We start from the raw sequence: 22,434 nt of genomic DNA, 5'->3' as shown, positions 1-22,434 counted from the left end.
ACCTCGGGAACCCGGCGGTGCCCGCGGAACGTCGTCAAGGAGTAGGGGCTCGGCCGGGGCCGAACCCCCGGGGTCGCTCCGTACACCGCCCTCCTCGACGGGCCCTCAGCCGCACCCGCGAACGCGTCGCAGCAGGCGGCACGGGGTCCGGATCGTCCGGCCGGGCGACGGAGTCGGTAGGCTGACCCCCGTCCCCGCCGCCCGACGGCCCGTTATCCGGCCGCGAGCGGTGCCGCAGCAAGGAGGAACCACTGAGCATGGCAGGCACCGAATCGGAGCCCACAGGCGCACGCGACGCCTCGCTGCCGGCCCGCGCGAAGATCGCGGTGACCGCCGGGCGGGTCGCCGCCGCCGTGTCGCGCAAGGCCGGACGCGGGAGCGGCTCGGTGATCGGCGGCAAGGTCGCCCTCAGGCTCGACCCCGACCTGCTCGCCACCCTCGCCGACCACCTCGACGTCGTCCTGGTCAGCGCGACCAACGGCAAGACCACCACGACCCGCCTGATCGCCGAGGCGCTGCGCGCCGCCGGCCCGGTGGTCTCCAACGCCCTGGGCGCCAACATGCCCGCCGGCATCACCTCCGCCCTGGCCGGCGGCACGGACGCCCGCTTCGGCGTGATCGAGGTCGACGAGAAGTACCTGGCGATGGTCGCCCGCGACACCCGCCCCAAGGCGATCGCCCTGCTCAACCTCTCCCGCGACCAGCTCGACCGCGCCGCCGAGACCCGGATGATGGCCGAGAAGTGGCGTGAGGGCCTCCAGAACACCGAGGCCGTGGTCATCGCCAACGCCGACGACCCGCTGGTGACCTGGGCCGCCTCCTCCTGCAAGAAGGTGGTCTGGGTGGCCGCCGGACAGGCCTGGAAGGAGGACGCCTGGTCGTGCCCCGCCTGCGGCGGCGTGATGCAGCGCCCCGGCGACGACTGGTTCTGCCAGGACTGCGGCTTCCGCCGGCCCAACCCGCACTGGGCGCTCCAGGGCACCCACGTGATCGACCCGCAGCGCGGCGCCTGGCCGATCCAGCTTCAGCTGCCCGGCCGGGCCAACCTGGCCAACGCCACCAGCTCGGCCGCCGTCGCCGCCGTCTTCGGCGTCGCCCCGCAGGTCGCCCTGGAGCGGATGCGCTCGGTGGCCGCCGTGGCCGGCCGCTACGACGTGGTCCAGTACCAGGGCCGGGACATCCGCCTGCTGCTGGCCAAGAACCCGGCCGGCTGGCTGGAGACCTTCTCGCTGATCGACGGCCCGCCCGCCCCGGTGATCCTCTCCGTCAACGCCCTCGACGCCGACGGCACCGACACCTCCTGGCTGTGGGACGTCGACTACGAGCGCCTCGCCGGGCACCCGGTCTTCGTGATGGGCCAGCGCAAGCTGGACCTGGCCGTCCGCCTGGAGGTCGCCGGACTCCAGTTCCACGTGGTCGACACCCTGGAGCAGGCCGTCCGGATGGCCCCGCCCGGCCGGATCGAGGCCATCGCCAACTACACCGCCTTCCAGCAGCTGCGGAAGGTCGTGGCCGGCTGATGCCGCGCCCGCACACCAGTCTTTACGTGACGGAAGGCCTTCGAGGATGAGTGAGAGCAGCCTGCGCGTGGTCTGGGTCTACCCGGACCTGCTCAGCACCTACGGCGACCGGGGCAACGCCCTGGTCGTGGAGCGCCGGGCCCGCCAGCGCCACCTCAACGTGACCCGGATCGACGTCCGCTCCGACCAGGCGATCCCCACCAGCGGTGACATCTACCTGATCGGCGGCGGCGAGGACCGCCCGCAGCGCCTGGCCGCCGAGCGGCTGCGCGCCGACAGCGGCCTGGTGCGGGCCGCCGAGAACGGCGCGATCATCTTCGGCGTCTGCGCCGGCTTCCAGATCATGGGCCACGAGTTCATCAACGACCTCGGCGAGCGCGAGCCGGGCCTGGGCCTGCTCGACGTCTGGACCGCCCGCGGCGAGGGCGAGCGCTGCGTCGGCGACGTGCTCGCCGACGTCGACCCCCGACTCGGCCTGCCGCAGCTGACCGGCTTCGAGAACCACCAGGGCGTCACCCATCTCGGCCAGGGCGTGCAGCCCTTCGCCACCGTCTCCGTCGGCCGGGGCAACGGCACCGGGGACGGCACCGAGGGCGCCTGGCGGGACACCGTGTTCGGCACCTACCTGCACGGCCCGGTGCTGGCCCGCAACCCCGCCGTGGCCGACATGCTGCTCAAGCTGGCGCTGGACGTCAACGCCCTGCCGCCGGCCGACACCACCTGGTACGACGCGCTGCGCGCCGAGCGCATCGCGGCCGCGACGCGCCCCCAGTAGTACGTCCGGTACGCCCCGGCCGGGTGCCCGCCATGCGGTCACCCGGTCCGCGGGTGGCCCCGGACGTACCACAATGGGGCTGCCTACTGCACACCCTCCTCGGCAGCAGGCTGCAATTCCGCGCGGGGGCGCCGACGGCGCCGCTCCCGCGTCGGCTCCTGCCCGGCCGGACCAGGGGCCGTATGCTCGACTTCGCGGCCGTTTTCGGGCGTTCTGTCCGGATCGGCCGGTCCTTCACCCCACGGCCACCTCCCCGCCACCGCGGCGTGGGAGCGCCCCGTTACGGTGACGGCTCGTCGTCCCAGCCTGTAGTCCGGCCGTTCCTCGGTTCTGCTCGGGAGTTGCAAAGCTAATGCGTATCGGAGTGCTGACCAGCGGCGGTGACTGCCCCGGCCTGAACGCGGTGATCCGCTCCGTGGTCCACCGGGGGGTGGTCGACCACGGCGACGAGATCATCGGGTTCGAGGACGGGTGGCGCGGATTCCTGGAGGGCCACCACCGCCCCCTGACCCTGGATTCGGTGAGCGGCATCCTGGCCCAGGGCGGCACCATCCTCGGTTCCTCCCGGGTCCAGCCGAGCCACCTGCGGGACGGCGTCGAGCGGGCCAAGCGGTACTGCTCCGACCTCGGCCTCGACGCGGTCATCCCGATCGGCGGCGAGGGCACCCTCAAGGCCGCCAAGCTGATGAGCGACGCGGGCCTGCCGATCGTCGGGGTGCCGAAGACCATCGACAACGACATCGCCGCCACCGACGTGACCTTCGGCTTCGACACCGCCGTCTCGGTGGCCACCGAGGCGCTGGACCGGCTGAAGACCACCGCCGAGTCCCACCAGCGGGTCATGGTCGTCGAGGTCATGGGCCGGCACACCGGCTGGATCGCGCTGAACGCGGGCATGGCGGCCGGCGCCCACGCCATCGTCGTCCCGGAACGCCCGTTCCACATCGACAAGCTCACCGACGTCGTCCGCGAGCGCTTCGACCGCCAGAAGAAGTTCGCCATCGTGGTCTGCGCCGAAGGCGCCAAGCCCGAGCCCGGCACCATGCACTGGGAGGAGGGCACCAAGGACATCTACGGCCACGAGCGGTTCACCGGCATCGCCACCCAGCTCTCCCGCGAACTGGAGCACCGCCTCGGCAAGGAGGCCCGCCCGGTGATCCTCGGCCACACCCAGCGCGGCGGCACCCCGACCGCCTACGACCGGGTGCTCGCCACCCGCTTCGGCTGGCACGCCGTCGAGGCCGTCCACAAGGGCGCCTTCGGGCACATCACCGCGCTGCAGGGCACCAACATCAACCTGGTGCCGCTGGCCGAGGCGGTCGCCGAACTGAAGACCGTTCCGCAGGACCGCTACCTGGAGGCCGAGACGGTCATCTGACCGCCCTCCGCCCCTCCCGAGGCCCCCGGACCGCACCGTCCGGGGGCCCCGGCCCGTCCCGGGGACGGGCCGCCGCATCCGGCGGGCGTCCGCGGGCCCCGGCCGTTAGCGTGTCCGGCATGGAGATCCTCGCGTACGGAGTACAGGCCGACGAGCGGCCGCTGCTGGAGCAGGCCTTCGCCGGCCGGCACGGGCTGCGCTGCCTGGACGTGTTCCTCAACCGCGACACCGCCCCACTCGCCGTCGGCTACCCGGCCGTCAGCAGCAGCGTCAACGCCGTCCTGGACGCCGGGACGCTCGCCGCCCTGGCGGCGGGCGGCACCGAACTGATCGCCCAGCGCTCCACCGGCTTCAACAACATCGACCTCGACGCCGCCGCCGAACTCGGCCTCACCGTCGCCCGGGTCTCCCATTACAGCCCGTACGCGGTCGCCGAACACGCCTGGGCCCTGGCCCTCGCCGTCAACCGCCGCCTCACCCGCGCCGCCAACCGCTCCCGCGAGTTCGACTTCCGGCTCGACGGCCTCCTCGGCCGGGACATCCACGGCATGACCGTCGGCGTCATCGGCACCGGCAAGATCGGCGAGTGCTTCGCCCGCATCGCCGCCGGCTTCGGCACCGAACTCCTCGGCTGGGACATCGCCCCCAACCCCGCCTGCCTCGACCTCGGCATGCACTACACCGAACTGCCCGAACTCCTCACCCGCGCCGACCTGGTGAGCCTCCACGTCCCCCTGCTCCCGGCCACCCACCACCTCATCGACGGCGCCGCCCTCGCCCGGATGAAGGACGACGCCATCCTGATCAACTCCAGCCGCGGCGGCCTCGTCGACAGCGCCGCCCTCGTCGAAACGCTGCGCGCCGGACGCCTCTCCGGCGTCGGCCTCGACGTCTACGAGGAGGAGACCGGCGTCTTCTTCACCGACCGCTCCATCGAGGGCATCACCGACGACACCCTCGCCCGCCTCGTCACCTTCCCCCAGGTCCTCGTCACCAGCCACCAGGCCTACTTCACCCGCACCGCCGTCGGCCAGATCATCGACGCCACCGCCCGCAACATCGACGACTTCGCCGCCGGGCGCACCAACGAGAACACCCTCGTCCCCAGGAAGTAGCCCGCAGGGATCCGGAACGCGAGCTCCTCGGTCCGCAGTCGTACGCTCGTGCCGGCCGCGGGTGGTGACCCGTGTCACGGGAACCGGTGCCGCCGCTCGGACAAGGCATGACGTGAACCATCCACACTCCCGGCTCCGGGCCGGGAACCCCGAAGCGTTCCGCGACCTCTTCCGGGACCACGCCTCGTTGGTGTACCGCCACGCCGTGCGCGTGACCGGAAACTGGGCACTCGCCGAGGACGTGGTCTCGCTGACCTTCCTCGAAGCCTGGCGCCTGCGCGGGAAACTCCGCGACGAGGGCGACAGTCCACGCCCCTGGCTCATGGGCATCGCCGTCAACGTGCTGCGCAACACGACGCGCGCCGCCCGCCGCCACAGCGCGGCCATGGCCCGCATGCCCGCGGCCGATCCGGTCCCCGACTTCGCCGACGAACTCGTCGGCCGCATGGCCGACTCCGAGCAACTCGCGGCCGCGCACAAGGCCTTGGGGCGTCTGCGGCGCTCGGAACGCGAGGTCTTCGCCCTCTGCGTCTGGTCCGGGCTCGGCTACGCGGAAGCGGCAGCCACCCTCGGCGTACCCGTCGGCACCGTACGCTCGCGCCTCTCCCGCGCCCGCGCCCGACTGCGCAAACTCGCGGCCGAGGAACTGCGCGCCACGAAGAAGAACACGGAACCGCTCCCGATCCCCGGACAAGTACAGGACAGCCGCAGCACTGCGGCCCGGCCGCACAAGGAGACGCACCGATGATCCGCAACTCGCGGCGGCGCACCGAACCGCTCGACCACGCGGAACTGGCCCGTCTGCTGCCGGCGCCGGCCGATCCCCAACTGGCGGCCAGCCGCCAGGACCTGCTCGAGGAGCACTTGATGAGCGAGATCCACCGGCCCGACCACGCCCCCGCGGCGTCCCCGGTGCGGCGCCCGCTGCGCCGCCCGCTGCGCCGCGCCGTCCTCTTCGCGGCACCTGTCGCCGCGGCCGCGGCCCTGGCCGTGGTCGTCTCCATGAGCAACCCGGCCGGCACCATCGCCTCCCCGCAGCTGGTCAAGGCCCCCGTCGTACAGATCGAGGAGGGGAGCACCGTCCAGCTCGCCTCGACGGTCCACGCGATCGCCGCCGCCGCGACGGCGCGCACCACACCCCAGCCCGGGCCGGGCCAGTTCATCTACATCAAGAGCCAGGTCTCCTTCATGTCCACCCGCAACAACGCGGACACCGGGGAGTCCGCCACCTGGGTCCAGCCGCTGCACGACCGCGAGGTGTGGAAGTCCCCCGACGGCACCAAGGGCTGGCTGGACGAGCCGGGCTACCAGGACAAGGGCGGCATCACGCTGGACACCAACGAGCCCCGCAAGCAGCTGTCCTACACGTGGCTGGCGGCCCAACCCGCCGACCCCGACGCGTTCCTGAAGTCCGTCTACTCGACGGTGAGCGGCAACCGGGACCACGACCAGCAGGCGTTCAACGAGATCGGCTCCATCATCCGCGAGCAGCTCGTCCCCTCCGGCCTCGCCGCCTCGCTCTACGAGGCCGCCGGCAAGATCCCGGGCGTCGTCGTGGTCGAGCACGCGCAGGACGCCTCCGGCCGCGACGGCATCGCGTTGGCGCGACTCGACCCGCAGACCGGCGAGCGATCGGAGTGGATCTTCGACCGGGACAGCCACCAGTACCTCGGCAGCCGTGGCGTGCAGGTCCGGGAGTTCAACGGCGTCAAGCCCGGCACCGTCGTGGAGCGCACGACCATCCTCACCCGGGCCGTCGTCGACGCGAAGAACCAGCGTCCCGGCGCCGGGCAGGCCACGGCCTGACGGTGCCACGCCGGGCGGGGTGGCCTTCCGGGCGCGCCGGCCGACAGGCGGGATCGGCCCGGTCCGGGCTGAACCTGCCCTTCCCCCGGAAGACCGGTTCATTCACACGGCGCACCCCACGCCCTCGTCGGCCCGGCCCTCCAGGGGGTCGGGCCGACGGCCGGTCAGGACCCGCTCAGGCCGAGCACCTCGCGGTACCAGCCGGCGGCCTCCGGGAGGCGGGCCAGCGGGCCGGGGCCGGGCGGGCAGGCGGCGAGCCGCCAGATCCGTTCGCTGCGGTACCAGTGGTCGCGGGCGATCAGGCCGAACTGCCGCTCGGAGACCCGGCCGGGGGCGGCGGCCAGCAGTCGGCGGCACTCCTCCCACGGGACGGCCGGGCCGTCCGGGGCGGGCAGCAGGCCGAGGGCGGCCAGGGCAGCGAGCAGGTCGCCGCCACGGACCGGCCCGGGGTGCGAGGCGTGGTGGACGCCCGGCGGGGCGGCGTGCTCGTCCAGGGCGAGCGCGGTGATCAGCCGGGCCAGGTCGGTGCGGTCCACCAGGGAGAGCCGGGCGCTGCCGCCCTCCCAGCGGACCGGCACCCGGCGGACCAGCTCGGCCAGCGCGGGCACCACCCAGCGGTCGCCGGTGCCGGTCACCAGTCCGGGGCGCAGCACGTACCCGCCGGCCGCGAGCGCGTGGCGCTCGCCGAGCAGCCGGGTGCGGCTGGCCTCGGACACCGGGGCGGGCGGCACCTCGTCCACCTCGACGTCCGCGTGCGGGCCCTCGCCGTAGACCGCCGCCGTGGAGAGGTGGACGATCCGCCGCACCCCGGCGCGGGTGGCGGCCGCCATCAGGGCGGCGGTGCCCCGGTCGTTCACCGCCTCGCACTCCTCGGCGCCGCCGTCGACCCGGGAGGCGAGGTGCACCAGGGCCCCGGCGCCCGTGCAGAGCTCCGTGAGCGCGGCCGGGTCGGCGAGGTCGCCCGGTACCCAGGCGGTGCCGGGAGCGGCGTCCTGGGGCGGTGTGCGGGCCAGCGCCCGCACCGGGACGCCGCGCGCCCTGAGGGCCACCAGCACGCCGGAGCCGATGAAGCCGGTCGCCCCGGTCAGTGCGACCGCGGGGCGCGCCGCGGATCCGTGTTCCGTCGCCATCTCCGAGCCTCCCTGCCGACCGGCCGGTCAGTCTAGCCAGCGGGCGCCCCCGTGGGGAGGCACCCGTACGGAGGGGGTGGGGGGATGGCCCGAGGTAAGGCCCACCTAGGCTGTAGACCAAGCAAAACGGGCGAACCGGACCCCCACCGGGGACCACGAGGACGGAAAGCGGGACCCGCCGATGGGCGACGGAATGTCAGGCATGCACCACCACGGCGGGATGACCCGACTAGGCCCGTTCACCTTGTCCAACGTCTGGACCTGGTCGCCGGACTGGGTGTTCCTGCTCGGCGGCCTGGTCCTCCTGGGGCTGTACGCGGCGGGCGTGGTGCGGCTGTACCGGCGCGGCGACCGCTGGCCGATCGGCCGGATGGCGGGCTGGGCGATGGGTGTCGCCAGCCTGCTGCTGGTCACCTGCACCGGGCTGAACGACTACGGCATGGTGCTGTTCAGCGCGCACATGATCCAGCACATGGTGCTCTCCATGCTGACGCCGATCCTGCTGCTGCTCGGCGCCCCGATCACGCTGGCGCTGCGGGCGCTGCGCCCGGCCGGCAAGGGCCGTCCGCGCGGGCCGCGCGAGCTGCTGGTGGCGCTGCTGCACAGCCGGTACGTCCGGATCGTCTCGCACGCGGCGTTCACCATCCCGATGTTCATCGCGAGCCTGTACGGGGTCTACTTCACCCCGTTGTTCGACTTCCTGATGCAGTACCGCCTCGGGCACATCTTCATGATGGTGCACTTCCTGCTCACCGGTCTGGCCTTCTTCTGGCCGATCATGGGCGTGGACCCGGGCCCGCACCGCCCCGGCCACGTGATGCGGATCATCGAGCTGTTCATGGGGATGCCGTTCCACGCCTTCTTCGGCGTGGCGGTGATGATGGCCGCCCACCCGCTGGTCACCACCTTCACCGTGGAGGGCGCGCCACCGGGGACGAACCTGCTGGAGGACCAGAAGCTGGCCGGCGGCATCACCTGGGCGTTCGGCGAGATCCCGACCGCGATCGTGCTGATCGCGCTGGTCTACCAGTGGATGGGCTCCGAGCAGCGGCAGGCCCGCCGCCGCGACCGCTCCGAGGAGCGCACCGGCGACGCCGAGCTGGAGGCGTACAACGCCTACCTGGCCTCCTTGCACAAGCGTGACCGGCGCCCTGGCACGGCCCCGGCCGCCCCGGTCACCGGCGCCGCCCCGGCGGCCGACGTCGGCTGAGCCCGCCGCCCGCCGCGGAACCCCTGTTCCCGGGAACCCCCGTTCCGCCTCCGGAACGGGGGTTCCTCCGTTTCCGGCCGCCCGCTGAGCAGGGGTCCACGGGAGGCCGGAGCGGTCGCGGGGCGGGGGTTCCACCGGGCCCCGGAACGGTCGTTCCGCCGCGGGCGTTCGAACGGATATGCACGTCCTGCTGTTCGTCGCCGTCCTGCTCTGCGGGTCCGTCCTGCTCTGGCCGCTCGGCTTCCTCGGCGTGGCGCTGTACCAGCGCCGCCGGCCCGCGCCGGCCGGCTCCGACTACCTGGTGGTCCTGGGCGCCGCGCTGGACGGCTGCGAGCCCGCTCCCCCGCTGGCGGCCCGGCTGGACGCCGCGCTGGAACGTTTCGCCGCCGAGGAGGCCGCAGGGTACGCCCCACTGCTCCTGGTGACCGGCGGGAAGGGCCCGCACGAGGAGTGCACCGAGGCCGCCGCGATGGCCCGCTACCTGACCGCCCGGGGCGTCCCGGCCGAGCGGATCCGACGCGAGGAGCGGGCCGTGAACACCGCCGAGAACCTGCGGTTCAGCGCCGCCCTGATGGCCGCCGAGCGCCCCGGCTACCGCTGCACGGTGGTCACCAACGGCTTCCACACCGTCCGCTCCGCGCTGGCCGCCCGCCGGGCGGGCGCCACCGCCGCCGTGCTCGGCGCGGACGGCCCGCTGGCCCACGGCCCGTACCTCCTGCTGCGCGAGGCCGTCGGCACCGCCCTCGCCCTGCTCGGCCGGGCCTGAACCGCGGTCCGGAGCGTGAACGCCGAGAGGCCCCGGGTCCGATGCGGACCCGGGGCCTCTCGTCAGCTCAGCTCGGCCAGGTTCAGCCGAGGTTGGCGAGCGCCTCGTTGAAGGTCTTGGACGGGCGCATCACGGCCGCGGCCTTGGCCGCGTCCGGCTGGTAGTAGCCGCCGAGGTCGACCGGCGAGCCCTGGACGGCGATCAGCTCGTCCACGATGGCCGACTCCTGCTCGGTCAGCGTCGCGGCCAGACCGGCGAAGGCCTCGGCCAGCTCGGCGTCGGCGGTCTGCCCGGCCAGCTCCTGGGCCCAGTACATGGCCAGGTAGAAGTGGCTGCCGCGGTTGTCGATGCCACCGAGGCGGCGGCTCGGCGACTTGTCCTCGTTGAGGAAGGTGCCGGTGGCGCGGTCCAGGGTGTCGGCCAGCACCTGGGCGCGGGCGTTGTCGGTGGTGGTGGCCAGGTGCTCGAAGCTGGCGGCCAGCGCGAAGAACTCGCCCAGGCTGTCCCAGCGCAGGTAGTTCTCCTTGACCAGCTGCTGGACGTGCTTCGGGGCGGAGCCGCCGGCGCCGGTCTCGAAGAGGCCGCCGCCCGCCATCAGCGGGACGACCGACAGCATCTTGGCGCTGGTGCCCAGCTCCAGGATCGGGAACAGGTCGGTCAGGTAGTCGCGCAGCACGTTGCCGGTCACCGAGATGGTGTCCTCGCCGCGGCGGATGCGCTCCAGCGAGAACGTGGTGGCCTCGACCGGGGACTTGATCTCGATCTGCAGACCGGTGGTGTCGTGCTCCGGCAGGTACTGCTTGACCTTCTCGATCAGCACCGCGTCGTGGGCGCGGTTCTCGTCCAGCCAGAACACCGCCGGGACGCCGGTGGCGCGGGCGCGGGTGACGGCCAGCTTGACCCAGTCCTGGATCGGCAGGTCCTTGGTCTGGCAGGCGCGGAAGATGTCGCCCGGCTGGACGGCCTGCTCCAGCACCACGTTGCCCTCGGCGTCGACCAGGCGGACGGTGCCCGCGGCGGCGATCTCGAAGGTCTTGTCGTGCGAGCCGTACTCCTCGGCCTTCTGGGCCATCAGGCCGACGTTAGGCACCGAGCCGATGGTCGCCGGGTCCAGGGCGCCGTGGGCGCGGCAGTCGTCGAGGACGGCCTGGTACACGCCGGAGTAGCTGCTGTCCGGCAGCACGGCGAGGGTGTCGGCCTCCTTGCCGTCCGGGCCCCACATGTGGCCGGAGGTGCGGATCATGGCCGGCATCGAGGCGTCGACGATGACGTCGCTCGGCACGTGCAGGTTGGTGATGCCCTTGTCGGAGTCGACCATGGCCAGGGCCGGGCCCTCGGCCAGCTCGGCCTCGAAGGAGGCCTTGATCTCGGCGCCCAGGTGCGGCACGTTGTCGAGGCCGGCCAGGATGCCGCCGAGGCCGTTGTTCGGGTTCAGACCGGCGGCGACCAGCGCCTCGCCGTACTTGGCGAAGGTCTTCGGGAAGAAGGCGCGGACCACGTGGCCGAAGATGATCGGGTCGGAGACCTTCATCATGGTGGCCTTGAGGTGCACCGAGAACAGCACGCCCTCGGCCTTGGCGCGGGCGACCTGCGCGGCCAGGAACTCGTTCAGGGCGGCGGCCCGCATCACCGAGGCGTCGACGACCTCGCCGGCCAGCACCGGCACCTTCTCGCGCAGCACGGTGGTGGCGCCGTCCTCGCCGAGCAGCTCGATGCGCAGCGCACCGTCGGCGGCGATCACGGCGGACTTCTCGGTGGACCGGAAGTCGTTCTCACCCATGGTGGCGACGTTGGTCTTCGAGTCGGCCGTCCAGGCACCCATGCGGTGCGGGTGGGTCTTGGCGTAGTTCTTGACCGACTGCGGGGCGCGGCGGTCCGAGTTGCCCTCGCGCAGGACCGGGTTGACGGCGCTGCCCTTGACCTTGTCGTAGCGGGCGCGGACGTCCTTGTCCTCGTCGGTCTGCGGGTCGTCCGGGTAGTCCGGCAGGGCGTAGCCCTGGGCCTGCAGCTCCGCGACGGCGGCCTTGAGCTGCGGCACCGAGGCCGAGATGTTCGGCAGCTTGATGATGTTGGCGCTCGGGGTCTTGGCCAGCTCACCCAGCTCGGCCAGCGCGTCGCCGATCCGCTGCGCCTCGGTCAGACGCTCCGGGAAGCTCGCGATGATCCGCCCGGCCAGGGAGATGTCGCGGGTCTCCACGCGCACACCCGCGGTCGAGGCGTAGGCCTGGACAACCGGCAGGAACGAGTAGGTCGCCAGGGCCGGAGCCTCGTCGGTGTGCGTATAGATGATGGTCGAGTCAGTCATCGGTACTCCGCTTCACGTCTCCAACGTCTTGACGTCAAGATATCTCGTCACGGGCCTCCGGCTCCACCTCCCCCCGTTTCCGGTCGCGTTCCGGTCGCGTTCCGCTTCCGCACGGGTCCGGTCGACGGGCGCGGCGGCGCCCGCGGCGGGGCGCTCCGGCGGCCGTGAGCGGGGGCTCGACGCAGGACTCGACGCAGGACTCGACGCAGGGTGCGGCGAAGGACGGGCCGGGGGCCGAACTCCACGGTGGTCCGGGTCGGCACGCGCGGCAAGCGGAGCGCTCGACCGGTGGTTTGGTCCACTCGGGTGAGTCGGACGTCAGGAGTGCGTCAACGCACGACCCCATTCGGTCAACGGCGCGTCAGGACCGGCGCTCCCCGGGCCGGGCCGCCCTAGCGTCGAGGCAGTAGTTCCGGCAGGCACCACCACCCCACTCGGGAGCATCCGCATGGCCCGCGTCGTCTGGCACGTTCCGGTCACCGCCTCCGGCACCGGAAGCACCACCGCACTCCGCCTGTTCCGCCTGCGCGACGGCCGCCGCTGCGCGGTCGGATTCTCCAGCCCCGAGGCCCTCGTCGCCCTCCTCGGGCCCGACCAGGCCCACGCCGAACTCGGCGAGCCCGCCCTCCGTGACCTCACCGCCCCGCTCGGGATCGACACCCTGGTGCTGGACCCGCGGCTGGTCGCCCCCTCCGTCACCGCCCCGCCCGTCACCGTCCCGCCCGCCGCGCCGCTCACCCCGGCCCCGACCCCGACCGCCCCGGCCCCGGCCCCGGCTGCCCGGCTCCAGCGCCGGTGACCGCCCCGCTCCGACTCGTCCCGGACGGCCCGGATCCGGCGGTACGGGCCCAGCCGGCCCGCTCCCTGCACGCGATCGTCCGGATCAGCCACGGCCCCGTCCCGCTCGACTTCGACCGCCTCGCGGCGGAGTTCCCGGCCGTCCAGAGCGGCCTGGCCCTGGTCGGCGAGGCCGACCTCGAACTGCGCCTCGCCTGTACCGGCCCCGAGGAGTTACGGACGATCGCCGCCGCCCTGCACCGCGCGGGCGCCGCCAGGGTGCACATCGACCTCGTCCTGCGTGCCCTCACCCCGGCCCCGGTCACCCTGCGCCCGGTGCCGTAGCGGTGCCGTGAGCGGCCCCGGTCCGGGCCGCCGACCCGGCGCCCCGCTCCCCCGCCCGGGGGGCGGGGCGCCGGAGCGCGCTCACTCCTCCCCGGGCCGCGGATCCGGGTTGATCGCCTGGCCGTCGATGGGCTGGCCCCAGCCGTCCTCACCGGCCGCGTCGACGCAGTAGCCGCTGCCCTCGACGTGCCCGCCCGCGCTCCGGCACTGGTCCGCGGTGACGTCCCGGCGCCCGGTCGCCGCCGCCGGACCGGCGGCGGCGACCACGGCCCCGGCGGCGGTGGTGAGCAGGAGGACGGAGGCGGTCGCGGCGGCCACCCGGGCCGGGAGTGAGCTGTTCATGCGGACCACGACAGCACGCCGCCGGGCCCCGGGCGACCACAGGGCGCCCGCCCGGGTGGCCGCCCTGGTGGCCGCCCGCCCCGGCTACTCCCGCGCCAGCACGGCGATGGCCGCGAGCAGCAGCGCGGAGCCCGCCAGCAGGCCCGCCGTCAGCGGTTCGCCGAGGAACAGCACCCCGATCACCGCCGCGGTCGCGGGCTCCAGCAGGATCAGCACCGCGGCCGTGGTGCTGGGCACCGTGGTCAGGCCGGTGAAGTACCAGCGGTAGGCGAACAGGGTGGGCACCGTGCCGAGGAAGAGCAGCGAGGGCACGGTCACCACCGGGTCGCCACCGGTCGGCAGGAGGCCGTGGAGGCCCTGGAAGGCCGCGAGCGGGAGCAGGCAGAGCAGGCCGGTGGTGAAGGCGCCGGTGCCGGCCCGGGCCGAGCCGCCGCTGCGGGCCCAGAGGGTGAGGCCGCTCTGGCCGGCGCCCGCGAGGACGGCCAGCGCGACGCCCAGGGCCGGGCGCGGGCCCGCCGCCGGGGCGGCCACCAGGAGGGCGAGGCCGGCCAGGGCCAACGCCACCGCGGCCGCCGCCCGACGGGTCAGCCGCTCGCCGAGCAGCAGGTGGGCGCCGAGGCTGGTGAACACCGGCCCGGCGCCGATGGTGATCAGGGTGCCCAGCCCGAGGCCCGCCCAGCGCACCGAGCCGAAGTAGGCGCACTGGCTGACCGCGAGGCCGAGCCCGGTCAGCGCCGCGGAGCGCCACCGGGCGGCGCCCCGGTCGGCGCGGGGCCCGCGGCTCGGCAGCAGGGCCAGGCAGAGCGCGGCGACGCCGAAGCGCCAGCAGGAGACGCCCACCGGGCCGAGCCCGCCGGTGCGCATCAGCAGCGCGGACACGGCGCCGCCCACGCCCCAGGCGACGGCGGCGGCGGAAATGGACAGGAGGCCGTGCCGGAAGGGCACGGCGGTGTACGAGGGGGTCATGCGTCGGTACTCCACGATGAGGTGCCGGTTCGGGTCCGCTGGGTGGGCGGGCGGCAGTCATCGCCCCGGCCGCGGGCAGGTCCCGTCGGGCCGGAGTGGGTGGAGTGGGCCGCCCGCTAGCGGGCCGGCGGGGGGAGGATCACAAGACGCACGGGGCCACCCTACGCCGCCCGGCCGCGGTGTTCGCGATCTTTTCCTCGCCCACGAACGGGACGTACGGTCGACCGGGCCGGGGGCTCCCGGTGGAACGCCCCACTCGACGAAGGAGCGGTACACGATGGACCAGCTGACGTACGACGAGGTCGAGGCCGCCGGGAAGCGGATCGCCGGGCGGGTGCGCCCGGTGGCGGTGGCGCCGGGGGACGACGGCGGGCGGACCTGGCTGGCCCTGGAGTTCCTCCAGCACACCGGCAGCTTCAAGGCCCGCGGCGCACAGAACTTCCTGCTCGCGCACGACGAGGCGGGCACCCTCCCGGACAGCGGGGTGACCATCGCCTCGGGCGGCAACGCCGGACTGGCCTGTGCCTGGGCGGCCCGTGAACTCGGCGTCCGGGCAACGGTGTTCCTGCCCGAGACGGCCTCCCCGGTGAAGCTGGCGCGGCTGCGCTCGTACGGCGCCGAGGTGCGGTTGGCGGGCCGGGAGTACGCGGAGGCGCTGAGCGCCTGCGAGGAGTTCGCGGCCGGCAGCGGGGCGCTGTCCTCGCACGCGTACGACCACCCGCTGATCGCCGCCGGAGCCGGGACGGTGCTGGCGGAGATGCGCGCCGGGGTGCCCGGGCTGGACACCGTGGTGCTGTCGGTCGGTGGCGGCGGGCTGTTCGCCGGGGTGGCGGTGGCGGCCCGTGAGCACGGCGTCCGGGTGCTCGCCGTGGAGCCGTCGGGCAGCCGCGCGCTGAACGCCGCGCTGGAGGCGGGCCGCCCGGTGGACGTCCCGGTGGACTCCGTCGCCCAGGACGCGCTCGGGGCCCGCCGCGCCACCGTCCTCGCCGTGGACGCGGCCGCGCACGCGGGCGTCCGCTCGGTGCTGGTCGACGACGAGGCCATCGTGCGTGCCCGCCGGCAGCTCTGGGAGGACCGCCGGATCGCCGTCGAGTACGCGGCCGCCACCGCGCTCGCCGCCGCCGGCCTGGCCGAGGGCGAACGGGTCGCCGTCCTGCTCTGCGGCGCCAACACCGACCCGTCCGATCTGGTGGATTAGCGCCGCACCGCTATACGGAGACCACTATTCCCATCGTCGAAAGGAGCGTCTATCATGCGGCCCCACTCGGCACTGATCGAATTCCGAGTGGGTCGATCGAATACGTAAGAGATCGGGGACAATGACGCCCCCTACCTGCAGGGACGTCCAGAAAAGAATGTAAACATTCAGTAATGAAATCTGTGCAGGGGCCCCTGAATAGTCCTACTGTGTGGCAACTCTCATCGCTCCGCCCACCCCGGAGCCCCCACCCACAGAGAGATCGTTCATGGCTTCCCTCAACCAGATCTCGCCGCCCGACCAGGGCACCGACTCCTCCTCCGGGACTCCCCACCGCTCACTGCGCCGCCACGTCGGGCTCATCGGCCTCATGTGGGCCTCGGTCGGCTCGATCATCGGCTCCGGCTGGCTGTTCGGCGCGAAGGAGGGCGTGATGGCGGCCGGTCCGGCCGCCGTCCTGTCCTGGGGCATCGGCACGGTCGCGATCGTGCTGCTCGCGCTCGTGCACGCCGAGCTCGGCAGCATGTTCCCGGTCTCGGGCGGCACCGCGCGGTACCCGCACTACGCCTTCGGCGGCCTGGCCGGCATGTCCTTCGGCTGGTTCTCCTGGCTGCAGGCGGCCACCGTCGCGCCGATCGAGGTCGAGGCGATGATCGGCTACGCCCGGCACTGGTCCTGGGCGGGCGGCCTGCTCAACGACAACAACACCCTCACGGCCAGCGGCTTCGCCGTCTCCACCGTGCTCATGGCGGTGTTCGTCGCGGTGAACTTCCTCGGGGTGCGCGTCCTGGCCCGCACCAACAACATCGCCACCTGGCTGAAGATCTTCGTCCCGCTGCTCACCATCTTCGTGCTGGCCGCGACCAACTTCCACGGCTCCAACTTCACCTCGCACGGCTTCGCGCCGTTCGGCGCCCAGGGCGTGCTGGCGGCGATCAGCACCAGCGGCATCATCTTCGCCCTGCTCGGCTTCGAGCAGGCCATCCAGCTCGCCGGTGAGAGCCGCAACCCCAAGCGCGACATCCCCCGCGCCGTGCTCGGCTCGGTCGCCATCGGCAGCCTGATCTACACCCTGCTCCAGGTCGTCTTCATCGGCGCGCTGCCCGTCAGCGCCTTCGCCAACGGCTGGGACAAGCTCGACTTCCCCGGCATCGACGGCCCCTTCGCGGGCCTCGCCACCGTGGTCGGCCTCGGCTGGCTGGCGTGGGTGCTCTACATGGACGCCGTGATCTCCCCCGGCGGCAGCGGCCTGATCTACACCACCTCGACCTCGCGCATCTCCTACGGCCTGAGCCGCAACGGCTACGCCCCGCAGAGGTTCGAGGAGCTCGACAAGAACGGCGTGCCGTGGTTCGGCCTGGTCATCGCCTTCGTCACCGGCGTGATCTGCTTCCTGCCGTTCCCGAGCTGGCAGGAGCTGGTCGGCTTCATCACCTCCGCCAGCGTGCTGATGTACGCCGGCGCCCCGCTGGCCTTCGGCGCGATGCGCCGCCGCCTGCCCGGGCACGAGCGCCCCTACCGGCTGCCGGCGGGCGAGCTGATCTCCCCGGCCGCGTTCGTGGTCTCCAGCCTGATCATCTACTGGTCCGGCTGGCACACCCTCTCGCGCCTGGGCATCGCGATCGTGCTCGGCTACGTCCTGCTCGGCAGCTACGCCGCGTACGCGATCAAGAAGGGTCTGCCGAACGCGCCCCGGCTGAGCTGGAAGTCCGCCCAGTGGCTGCCGCCCTACCTGGTGGGCCTCGGCCTGATCTCCTGGCAGGGCAGCTTCGGGGACGGCACCGGCAACATCCCGATGTGGGCCGACATGGCCCTGGTGTCGGTGTTCTCGCTGGTCATCTACTACTGGGCGATCCGGGTGGCGCTGCCGACCGAGGCGATCGAGCAGGAGATCGCCGACGTCGAGGTGGTCGACGAGGGCGGCCACTGACCGCCGACGACCGACAGGAAGGGCCCGCCGGCCGTGCGACCGGCGGGCCCTTCCGCGTCCTCAGAGGCTCAGCACCGTCCGCAGCGCCGTGACGAGCTCGGCCTCCGCGTCCTGGGCCGGGCCGGGCGAGCGCCACGCGACGAAGCCGTCCGGACGGACCAGCACCGCCCCCTGCGGGCCGATGCCGTGCAGCGCGGCGAAGTCCGCGCCCGGCTCCGGCGCCAGATCGTCCTCGGCGCCGTCGCCGATCCGGAAGCCGTCCAGCGGGACGGCCAGCCGGTCGGCCGCCCGCCTTCCGCCCGCCTGCCAGGCCCCGCCCTCGGGGCCGGTGAGCAGCACCATCGCCTGCTCGTAGAGGTCCAGCGTGGAGAGCTTCACGCCCGCGCGCCGCAGCCACTGGTGCGGGGCCCGGCTGCCCGGTTCGCCCGCCGACTCGAACTGCTCGGGGACCACCGGCCCGGCCCGGTCCGCGCCGATCACCGCGCCCACCGGATAGCGGTAGCCGAGCGCCACCGCCAGCACCCCGGCCTGCCGGCCCACGCCCGGCGCCACCGCGTAGCCCGGGTGGCTGTGCTCGGCGGACCGGGCCGAGGCCCGCTCGCCGGTCACCCGGGCCACCGGGAGGCGCTCCTGCCCGTACGTCTCCAGCAGCCTTGGCCCGGCCCAGCCGCACAGCACGGCGGCGACCTTCCAGGCCAGGTTGTGGGCGTCCTGGATGCCGGTGTTGGAACCGAACGCCCCGGTCGGGGACATCTCGTGGGCGGAGTCCCCGGCGAGGAAGACCCGCCCGGCGCCGTACCGCTCGGCCACCCGCTCGGCGGCGTGCCAAGGAGCCCGGCCGGTGACCTCGACGTCCAGCTCCGGCAGGCCGACGGCGGTGCGGATGTGCCGCTCGCAGCGCTCGTCGGTGAAGGCCTCCAGCGGCTCGCCGTCCTCCGGGTGCCAGGGCGCGTGGAACACCCACTCCTCCTGGTTGTCCACCGGCAGCAGCGCGCCGTCCGCCTCCGGGTTGGTCAGGTAGCAGGCGATGAAGTGCCGGTCGCCGACCACCTCGGCCAGCCGCTTGGCCCGGAAGGTGATGCTGACGTTGTGGAACAGCTCGCCCTTGCCGGACCGGCCGATCCCCAGGCTCTCCCGGACCGGGCTGCGCGGGCCGTCCGCGGCGATCAGGAAGTCCGAGCGCACCACCCGCTCCTCGCCGCTCTCCCGGCTGCGCAGCACCGAGGTGACGCCGTCCGCGTCCTGCTCGAAGGAGATCAGCTCGGTGCTGAACCGCAGGGCGCCGCCCAGTTCGCGGGCCGCCCGCCGCAGCACCGGCTCCAGGTCGTTCTGGCTGCACAGGCACCAAGAGCTGGGGCTGAACCGGGCCAGCCGGCCGCCCGGGTCGATCTCCCGGAACAGCCACTCCTGCTCGGCGCCGGTCAGCGAGGGCGCCTGGAGGATGCCGTGGTTGGGGGCCAGGATCGAGGCCGCCTCGCGGATCGCCGGCTCGATCCCGGCCACCCGGAACAGCTCCATGGTCCGCACGTTGTTGCCGCGTCCCCGCGGGTGGTGCGAGGTGTCGGCGTGCTTCTCGACCAGCAGGTGCCGGACCCCGAGCCGGCCGAGGAAGAGTGAGGCCGACAGCCCGACCAGCGAGCCGCCCACGATCAGGACCGGCACCCGGTCGTCAACCTTCGGATTCATCGATTGCTCCGCCCTGTCAGGGGATTCCGCGGCCCGGCCACCGGGCTCGGCGCCGCCCTCGGCGGGCCCGCTCAGCCGGGGCCCCGCTCTTCCATCCCCCGCCGGAGGCGGCCCGTGCCGCCCCTTCGCCCGGATGGCCCGCAAATCTCGCGCCGCGCCCGGTGCGCCGCCCACGATCGACCTCAGGCCTGGCGCCGACTCGCCCGGCCGAACCGCCGTCGCACCGCCCTCCCAGGCCGGGGAGCACCCGCCGGGCACGGCCGACACGGCCCGCAGCGTGCGGCCCAGAGCAGAAAGTGGATCATGACAACTCTGTCCGAACCCCAGCCGAAGCAGCAGGACGAGGCCGACACCCGGCTGCGAGTGGTGCTGATGCTGGAGATCCAGGACGGCGCCCAGCAGCGCTTCCTCGACGTGTACGAGCAGTTGCGCCACCAGGTGGCCTCGGTCCCCGGCCACGTCAGCGACCAGCTGTGCCAGTCGATCAACGACCCGCGCCAGTGGCTGATCACCAGCGAGTGGAAGGACCAGGAGACCTTCCTGGAGTGGGTGGACAGCCCGGCCCACCGGGAGATGGTCAAGCCGATGCACGGCTGCGTCAGCGACAACTTCCGCTCGCTGCGCTACGCCGTGCTGCGCGAGACCTCCGCCGCCGGCTCCACCGGCACCCGGGCACCGATGGAGGTGCCGCCCGGGCTGCCGCGCACCACCCCGGCCGGGCACGTCGGCCCGCCCAAGGCCCCGCCGGGCCCGGACGGCGTGGTCCGCCACGCGCTGACCTTCACCGTCAAGCCCGGCAGCGAGCCCGAGGTGGCCCGCATCCTCTCCGGCTACGCCTCCCCCCGGGCCGAGGTCGACGAGCACACCCGGCTGCGCCGCACCTCGCTGTTCATGCTCGGCAACCGGGTGGTCCGCGCCGTCGAGGTGGTCGGCAACCTCGGCGACGCGCTGCGCCACGTGGCGATGCAGCCCGAGGTGCGGGCCGTCGAGGAGGCGCTGAACCCGCACCTGGAGGAGGCCCGGCAGCTGGGCGACCCGCAGGCCGCCCGGGCGTTCTTCGCCAGGGCCGCGCTGCCCGCCCGGCACCAGGCGATCGCCAGCTCCCCCGCCTCCGCCCGGCTGCACCGGCACGCCGTGCTCTACCCGGTCCGTCCGGGCAGCGGACAGGACGTGGCCGAGCTGCTGGCCGAGCACGACAACCTGGCCACCGCCGACCCGACCGGGCCGGTCGCGGCCGCCACCGTCTTCCACCGCGAGGACGTGGTGGTGCGCCTGGTCGACCTGCGGGTGCCGGCCGAGGCCGACCCGGCCGCCGCCCTCGGCGTGGCCGACGACCGGCAGGCCGCCGTGCTCGCTGGACTGCTGAACCTCGGACCGCAGGGCGACCTGCGCACCGCCACCGGGCTCGGCGCCTTCCTCGCCGCCCGCGCCATGAACCCGGTCACCGACCGCAGTTCCGCCGACCCGATCAACAACTGACGTTCCGTCACCTCACGGGAGAACTCCATGACCACCCAGTCCCCACGGATCGTCAGCGTCCACGACGCGCCGGAGAACCGCCGTCACGGCGCCGAGCTGCGCACCATGCTCACCCCGACCAGCTGCGGCGCGACCAGCGGCTTCATGGGCCTGGCGATCGTCAAGCCCGGCGAGCGGATCCGCGAGCACTACCACCCGTACTCCGAGGAGTTCGTGTTCGTCGTCTGCGGCGACCTGGAGGTGGACCTGGACGGCGAGCCCCATCCGCTCAAGCCGGACCACGGCCTGATGATCCCGATCAACATGCGCCACCGCTTCCGCAACGTCGGCGACACCGAGGCCCGGATGGTCTTCCACCTCGGCCCGCTCGCCCCCCGCCCCGACCTCGGCCACGTGAGCACCGAGGGGACCGCGGCGTCCGGACCGCCGGAACACGCCAAGGTGGGCTCGTGACCCGGCGCGTCGCCGTCACCGGGATCGGTGTGGTCGCTCCCGGCGGGGTCGGCGTCCCGGCGTTCTGGGACCTGCTGACGGCCGGCCGCACCGCGACCCGGGGCATCACGCTCTTCGACCCCACCGGGTTCCGCTCCCGGATCGCCGCCGAGGTCGACTTCGACCCGGCGGCCCACGGACTGGGCCCGGCGGACGTCCAACGGGCCGACCGCTACGTGCAGTTCGCGATGGTCGCGGCCGACGAGGCGCTCGCCGACGCCGGCCTGGACCTGGCCGCCGAGGATCCGTGGCGGATCGCCGTCTCGCTCGGCACCGCCGTCGGCGGCACCACCCGGCTGGAGCACGACTACGCCCTGGTGAGCGCGGCCGGAGCCCGCTGGGACGTGGACCCCGGGCAGGCCGAGCCACAGCTGCACCGGGCGTTCGCGCCCAGCACCCTGGCCTCCGCGGTGGCCGAGCGGACCGGCGCGCACGGCCCGGTGCAGACCGTCTCCACCGGCTGCACCTCCGGCCTGGACGCGATCGGGTACGGCTTCCAGGCGGTCGAGGAGGGACGCGCCGACATCTGCGTCGCCGGCGCCTCCGACTCCCCGATCTCGCCGATCACCGTCGCCTGCTTCGACGCCATCAAGGCCACCAGCGAGCGCAACGACGACCCGCAGCACGCCTCCCGCCCCTTCGACGCCGGCCGGGACGGCTTCGTGCTCGGCGAGGGCGGCGCCGTCCTGGTCCTGGAGGAGCTGGAGCACGCCCGCCGCCGCGGCGCCCGGATCTACGGCGAGATCGGCGGCTTCGCCACCTTCGGCAACGCCTACCACATGACCGGCCTCACCAAGGAGGGGCTGGAGATGTCCCGGGCGATCGACCACGCGCTCGTCCACGCCCGGGTGGACCGCACCGAAGTGGACTACGTCAACGCGCACGGCTCGGGCACCAAGCAGAACGACCGGCACGAGACCGCCGCGGTCAAGCGCTCGCTGGGCGCGCACGCCTTCAGGACGCCGATGAGCTCGATCAAGTCGATGGTCGGGCACTCGCTCGGCGCGATCGGCGCCATCGAGGTCGTCGCCTGCACCCTGGCGCTCGCCCACGGCGTCGTGCCGCCGACCGCCAACTACGAGACGCCGGACCCGGAGTGCGACCTCGACTACGTGCCGCGCACCGCGCGCGAGCTGCCGCTGAGCCACATCCTCTCGGTCGGCAGCGGATTCGGCGGATTCCAGTCCGCCGTCGTGCTCAACAGAACGGGGTGA

Annotated in this window: 20 protein-coding genes; 15 read left to right on the top strand and 5 right to left on the bottom strand. The window is 73.6% G+C overall.

Translation table 11 applies throughout. The annotated features are described in order from the left end of the window. The first annotated feature begins 257 nt into the window (after nt 1-257). The 6 genes from ACFVUY_RS07375 (at nt 258) to ACFVUY_RS07350 (ending at nt 6,594) form a co-directional block, all read left to right on the top strand. Nucleotides 258-1,520 (top strand): MurT ligase domain-containing protein, encoded by a 1,263-nt coding sequence (locus ACFVUY_RS07375; protein ID WP_359898457.1) that lies wholly within the window; start codon nt 258-260, stop codon nt 1,518-1,520. 46 nt (nt 1,521-1,566) lie between these two features. Then, nucleotides 1,567-2,295 carry a glutamine amidotransferase gene (locus ACFVUY_RS07370; RefSeq protein WP_359898456.1) on the top strand — a complete coding sequence of 243 codons (729 nt, stop codon included), beginning with the start codon at nt 1,567-1,569 and terminating at the stop codon, nt 2,293-2,295. A 352-nt stretch (nt 2,296-2,647) separates the two neighbouring features. Beyond that, entirely contained in the window at nt 2,648-3,673 is a 1,026-nt protein-coding gene (locus ACFVUY_RS07365; RefSeq protein ID WP_359898455.1) for a 6-phosphofructokinase, read from the top strand. 119 nt (nt 3,674-3,792) lie between these two features. Then, on the top strand, nt 3,793-4,788 hold the full coding sequence (locus ACFVUY_RS07360; protein WP_387728018.1) for a 2-hydroxyacid dehydrogenase: 996 nt from the start codon (nt 3,793-3,795) through the stop codon (nt 4,786-4,788). 112 nt (nt 4,789-4,900) lie between these two features. Further along, a complete protein-coding gene (locus ACFVUY_RS07355) occupies nt 4,901-5,536 on the top strand; it encodes an RNA polymerase sigma factor (protein WP_387728016.1) in 636 nt (211 codons plus the stop codon). Then, nucleotides 5,533-6,594, top strand: a complete 1,062-nt coding sequence (locus ACFVUY_RS07350; RefSeq protein ID WP_387728014.1) for a CU044_5270 family protein — start codon at nt 5,533-5,535, stop codon at nt 6,592-6,594. Before ACFVUY_RS07355 ends, ACFVUY_RS07350 begins: the two co-directional genes overlap by 4 nt. 164 nt (nt 6,595-6,758) lie before the next feature. On the opposite strand, the gene ACFVUY_RS07345 is transcribed toward ACFVUY_RS07350, so the two are convergent. Then, complete coding sequence (locus tag ACFVUY_RS07345; protein WP_387728012.1) at nt 6,759-7,724, bottom strand: NAD-dependent epimerase/dehydratase family protein; 966 nt, start codon at nt 7,722-7,724, stop codon at nt 6,759-6,761. Nucleotides 7,725-7,926: 202 nt separating this feature from the next. Between ACFVUY_RS07345 and ACFVUY_RS07340 the strand changes: the two genes are divergently transcribed. Beyond that, nucleotides 7,927-8,934, top strand: coding sequence for a cytochrome c oxidase assembly protein (locus ACFVUY_RS07340; RefSeq protein ID WP_387728010.1), 1,008 nt, complete (start codon nt 7,927-7,929; stop codon nt 8,932-8,934). A 178-nt stretch (nt 8,935-9,112) separates the two neighbouring features. Then, nucleotides 9,113-9,700 carry a YdcF family protein gene (locus tag ACFVUY_RS07335; protein ID WP_387728008.1) on the top strand — a complete coding sequence of 196 codons (588 nt, stop codon included), beginning with the start codon at nt 9,113-9,115 and terminating at the stop codon, nt 9,698-9,700. Between the two features lie 82 nt (nt 9,701-9,782). Here ACFVUY_RS07335 and ACFVUY_RS07330 read toward each other — a convergent pair whose 3' ends face one another. Then, the gene (locus tag ACFVUY_RS07330) at nt 9,783-12,005 is read right to left on the bottom strand and encodes an NADP-dependent isocitrate dehydrogenase (protein ID WP_387728006.1); all 2,223 of its coding nucleotides are present in this window, start codon (nt 12,003-12,005) and stop codon (nt 9,783-9,785) included. A 448-nt stretch (nt 12,006-12,453) separates the two neighbouring features. Between ACFVUY_RS07330 and ACFVUY_RS07325 the strand changes: the two genes are divergently transcribed. After that, a complete protein-coding gene (locus ACFVUY_RS07325) occupies nt 12,454-12,804 on the top strand; it encodes an SAV_915 family protein (RefSeq protein ID WP_387728004.1) in 351 nt (116 codons plus the stop codon). Continuing rightward, a complete protein-coding gene (locus ACFVUY_RS07320) occupies nt 12,801-13,127 on the top strand; it encodes a hypothetical protein (RefSeq protein WP_387728002.1) in 327 nt (108 codons plus the stop codon). The genes ACFVUY_RS07325 and ACFVUY_RS07320 overlap by 4 nt, the downstream gene beginning before the upstream one ends. 81 nt (nt 13,128-13,208) lie before the next feature. Here the strand turns inward: ACFVUY_RS07320 and ACFVUY_RS07315 are convergent, their stop codons facing one another. Both ACFVUY_RS07315 and ACFVUY_RS07310 read right to left on the bottom strand, forming a co-directional pair. Beyond that, complete coding sequence (locus ACFVUY_RS07315; protein ID WP_387688066.1) at nt 13,209-13,469, bottom strand: hypothetical protein; 261 nt, start codon at nt 13,467-13,469, stop codon at nt 13,209-13,211. A gap of 84 nt (nt 13,470-13,553) precedes the next feature. Continuing rightward, a complete protein-coding gene (locus tag ACFVUY_RS07310; protein WP_387728000.1) occupies nt 13,554-14,435 on the bottom strand; it encodes a DMT family transporter in 882 nt (293 codons plus the stop codon). Nucleotides 14,436-14,712: 277 nt separating this feature from the next. On the opposite strand from ACFVUY_RS07310, the gene ACFVUY_RS07305 reads away from it, so the two are divergent. Beyond that, complete coding sequence (locus ACFVUY_RS07305; RefSeq protein ID WP_387727998.1) at nt 14,713-15,633, top strand: threonine/serine dehydratase; 921 nt, start codon at nt 14,713-14,715, stop codon at nt 15,631-15,633. 268 nt (nt 15,634-15,901) lie between these two features. Beyond that, a complete protein-coding gene (locus tag ACFVUY_RS07300; RefSeq protein WP_387727996.1) occupies nt 15,902-17,563 on the top strand; it encodes an APC family permease in 1,662 nt (553 codons plus the stop codon). A gap of 60 nt (nt 17,564-17,623) precedes the next feature. On the opposite strand, the gene ACFVUY_RS07295 is transcribed toward ACFVUY_RS07300, so the two are convergent. Then, nucleotides 17,624-19,249, bottom strand: a complete 1,626-nt coding sequence (locus tag ACFVUY_RS07295; protein WP_387727994.1) for an FAD-dependent oxidoreductase — start codon at nt 19,247-19,249, stop codon at nt 17,624-17,626. Nucleotides 19,250-19,552: 303 nt separating this feature from the next. On the opposite strand from ACFVUY_RS07295, the gene ACFVUY_RS07290 reads away from it, so the two are divergent. From ACFVUY_RS07290 to ACFVUY_RS07280, 3 genes are read left to right on the top strand one after another with little or no spacing between them, the layout of a single operon-like run. Further along, nucleotides 19,553-20,728, top strand: a complete 1,176-nt coding sequence (locus ACFVUY_RS07290; protein WP_387727992.1) for a SchA/CurD-like domain-containing protein — start codon at nt 19,553-19,555, stop codon at nt 20,726-20,728. Between the two features lie 27 nt (nt 20,729-20,755). Next, the gene (locus ACFVUY_RS07285; protein WP_359912324.1) at nt 20,756-21,181 is read left to right on the top strand and encodes a cupin domain-containing protein; all 426 of its coding nucleotides are present in this window, start codon (nt 20,756-20,758) and stop codon (nt 21,179-21,181) included. Next, on the top strand, nt 21,178-22,434 hold the full coding sequence (locus ACFVUY_RS07280; RefSeq protein WP_387727990.1) for a beta-ketoacyl-[acyl-carrier-protein] synthase family protein: 1,257 nt from the start codon (nt 21,178-21,180) through the stop codon (nt 22,432-22,434). The genes ACFVUY_RS07285 and ACFVUY_RS07280 overlap by 4 nt, the downstream gene beginning before the upstream one ends.

The sequence above is a fragment of the Kitasatospora sp. NPDC058063 genome, assembly GCF_042885395.1.
GTDB lineage: Bacteria > Actinomycetota > Actinomycetes > Streptomycetales > Streptomycetaceae > Kitasatospora > Kitasatospora lactacystinica.
The sequence above is the reverse complement of the archived record's forward strand: the minus strand, read 5'-3'. Positions and strand labels throughout refer to the sequence as shown.

Bases quoted from the DNA above. Each gene is read 5' to 3' on its own strand.
- ACFVUY_RS07335 (WP_387728008.1), top strand. From the start codon at position 9,113: ATGCACGTCCTGCTGTTCGTCGCCGTCCTGCTCTGCGGGTCCGTCCTG.
- ACFVUY_RS07340 (WP_387728010.1), top strand. From the start codon at position 7,927: ATGCACCACCACGGCGGGATGACCCGACTAGGCCCGTTCACCTTGTCC.
- ACFVUY_RS07365 (WP_359898455.1), top strand. From the start codon at position 2,648: ATGCGTATCGGAGTGCTGACCAGCGGCGGTGACTGCCCCGGCCTGAAC.
- ACFVUY_RS07375 (WP_359898457.1), top strand. From the start codon at position 258: ATGGCAGGCACCGAATCGGAGCCCACAGGCGCACGCGACGCCTCGCTG.
- ACFVUY_RS07305 (WP_387727998.1), top strand. From the start codon at position 14,713: ATGGACCAGCTGACGTACGACGAGGTCGAGGCCGCCGGGAAGCGGATC.
- ACFVUY_RS07345 (WP_387728012.1), bottom strand. From the start codon at position 7,724: ATGGCGACGGAACACGGATCCGCGGCGCGCCCCGCGGTCGCACTGACC.
- ACFVUY_RS07325 (WP_387728004.1), top strand. From the start codon at position 12,454: ATGGCCCGCGTCGTCTGGCACGTTCCGGTCACCGCCTCCGGCACCGGA.
- ACFVUY_RS07370 (WP_359898456.1), top strand. From the start codon at position 1,567: ATGAGTGAGAGCAGCCTGCGCGTGGTCTGGGTCTACCCGGACCTGCTC.
- ACFVUY_RS07360 (WP_387728018.1), top strand. From the start codon at position 3,793: ATGGAGATCCTCGCGTACGGAGTACAGGCCGACGAGCGGCCGCTGCTG.
- ACFVUY_RS07350 (WP_387728014.1), top strand. From the start codon at position 5,533: ATGATCCGCAACTCGCGGCGGCGCACCGAACCGCTCGACCACGCGGAA.
- ACFVUY_RS07315 (WP_387688066.1), bottom strand. From the start codon at position 13,469: ATGAACAGCTCACTCCCGGCCCGGGTGGCCGCCGCGACCGCCTCCGTC.
- ACFVUY_RS07295 (WP_387727994.1), bottom strand. From the start codon at position 19,249: ATGAATCCGAAGGTTGACGACCGGGTGCCGGTCCTGATCGTGGGCGGC.
- ACFVUY_RS07290 (WP_387727992.1), top strand. From the start codon at position 19,553: ATGACAACTCTGTCCGAACCCCAGCCGAAGCAGCAGGACGAGGCCGAC.
- ACFVUY_RS07300 (WP_387727996.1), top strand. From the start codon at position 15,902: ATGGCTTCCCTCAACCAGATCTCGCCGCCCGACCAGGGCACCGACTCC.
- ACFVUY_RS07285 (WP_359912324.1), top strand. From the start codon at position 20,756: ATGACCACCCAGTCCCCACGGATCGTCAGCGTCCACGACGCGCCGGAG.
- ACFVUY_RS07330 (WP_387728006.1), bottom strand. From the start codon at position 12,005: ATGACTGACTCGACCATCATCTATACGCACACCGACGAGGCTCCGGCC.
- ACFVUY_RS07310 (WP_387728000.1), bottom strand. From the start codon at position 14,435: ATGACCCCCTCGTACACCGCCGTGCCCTTCCGGCACGGCCTCCTGTCC.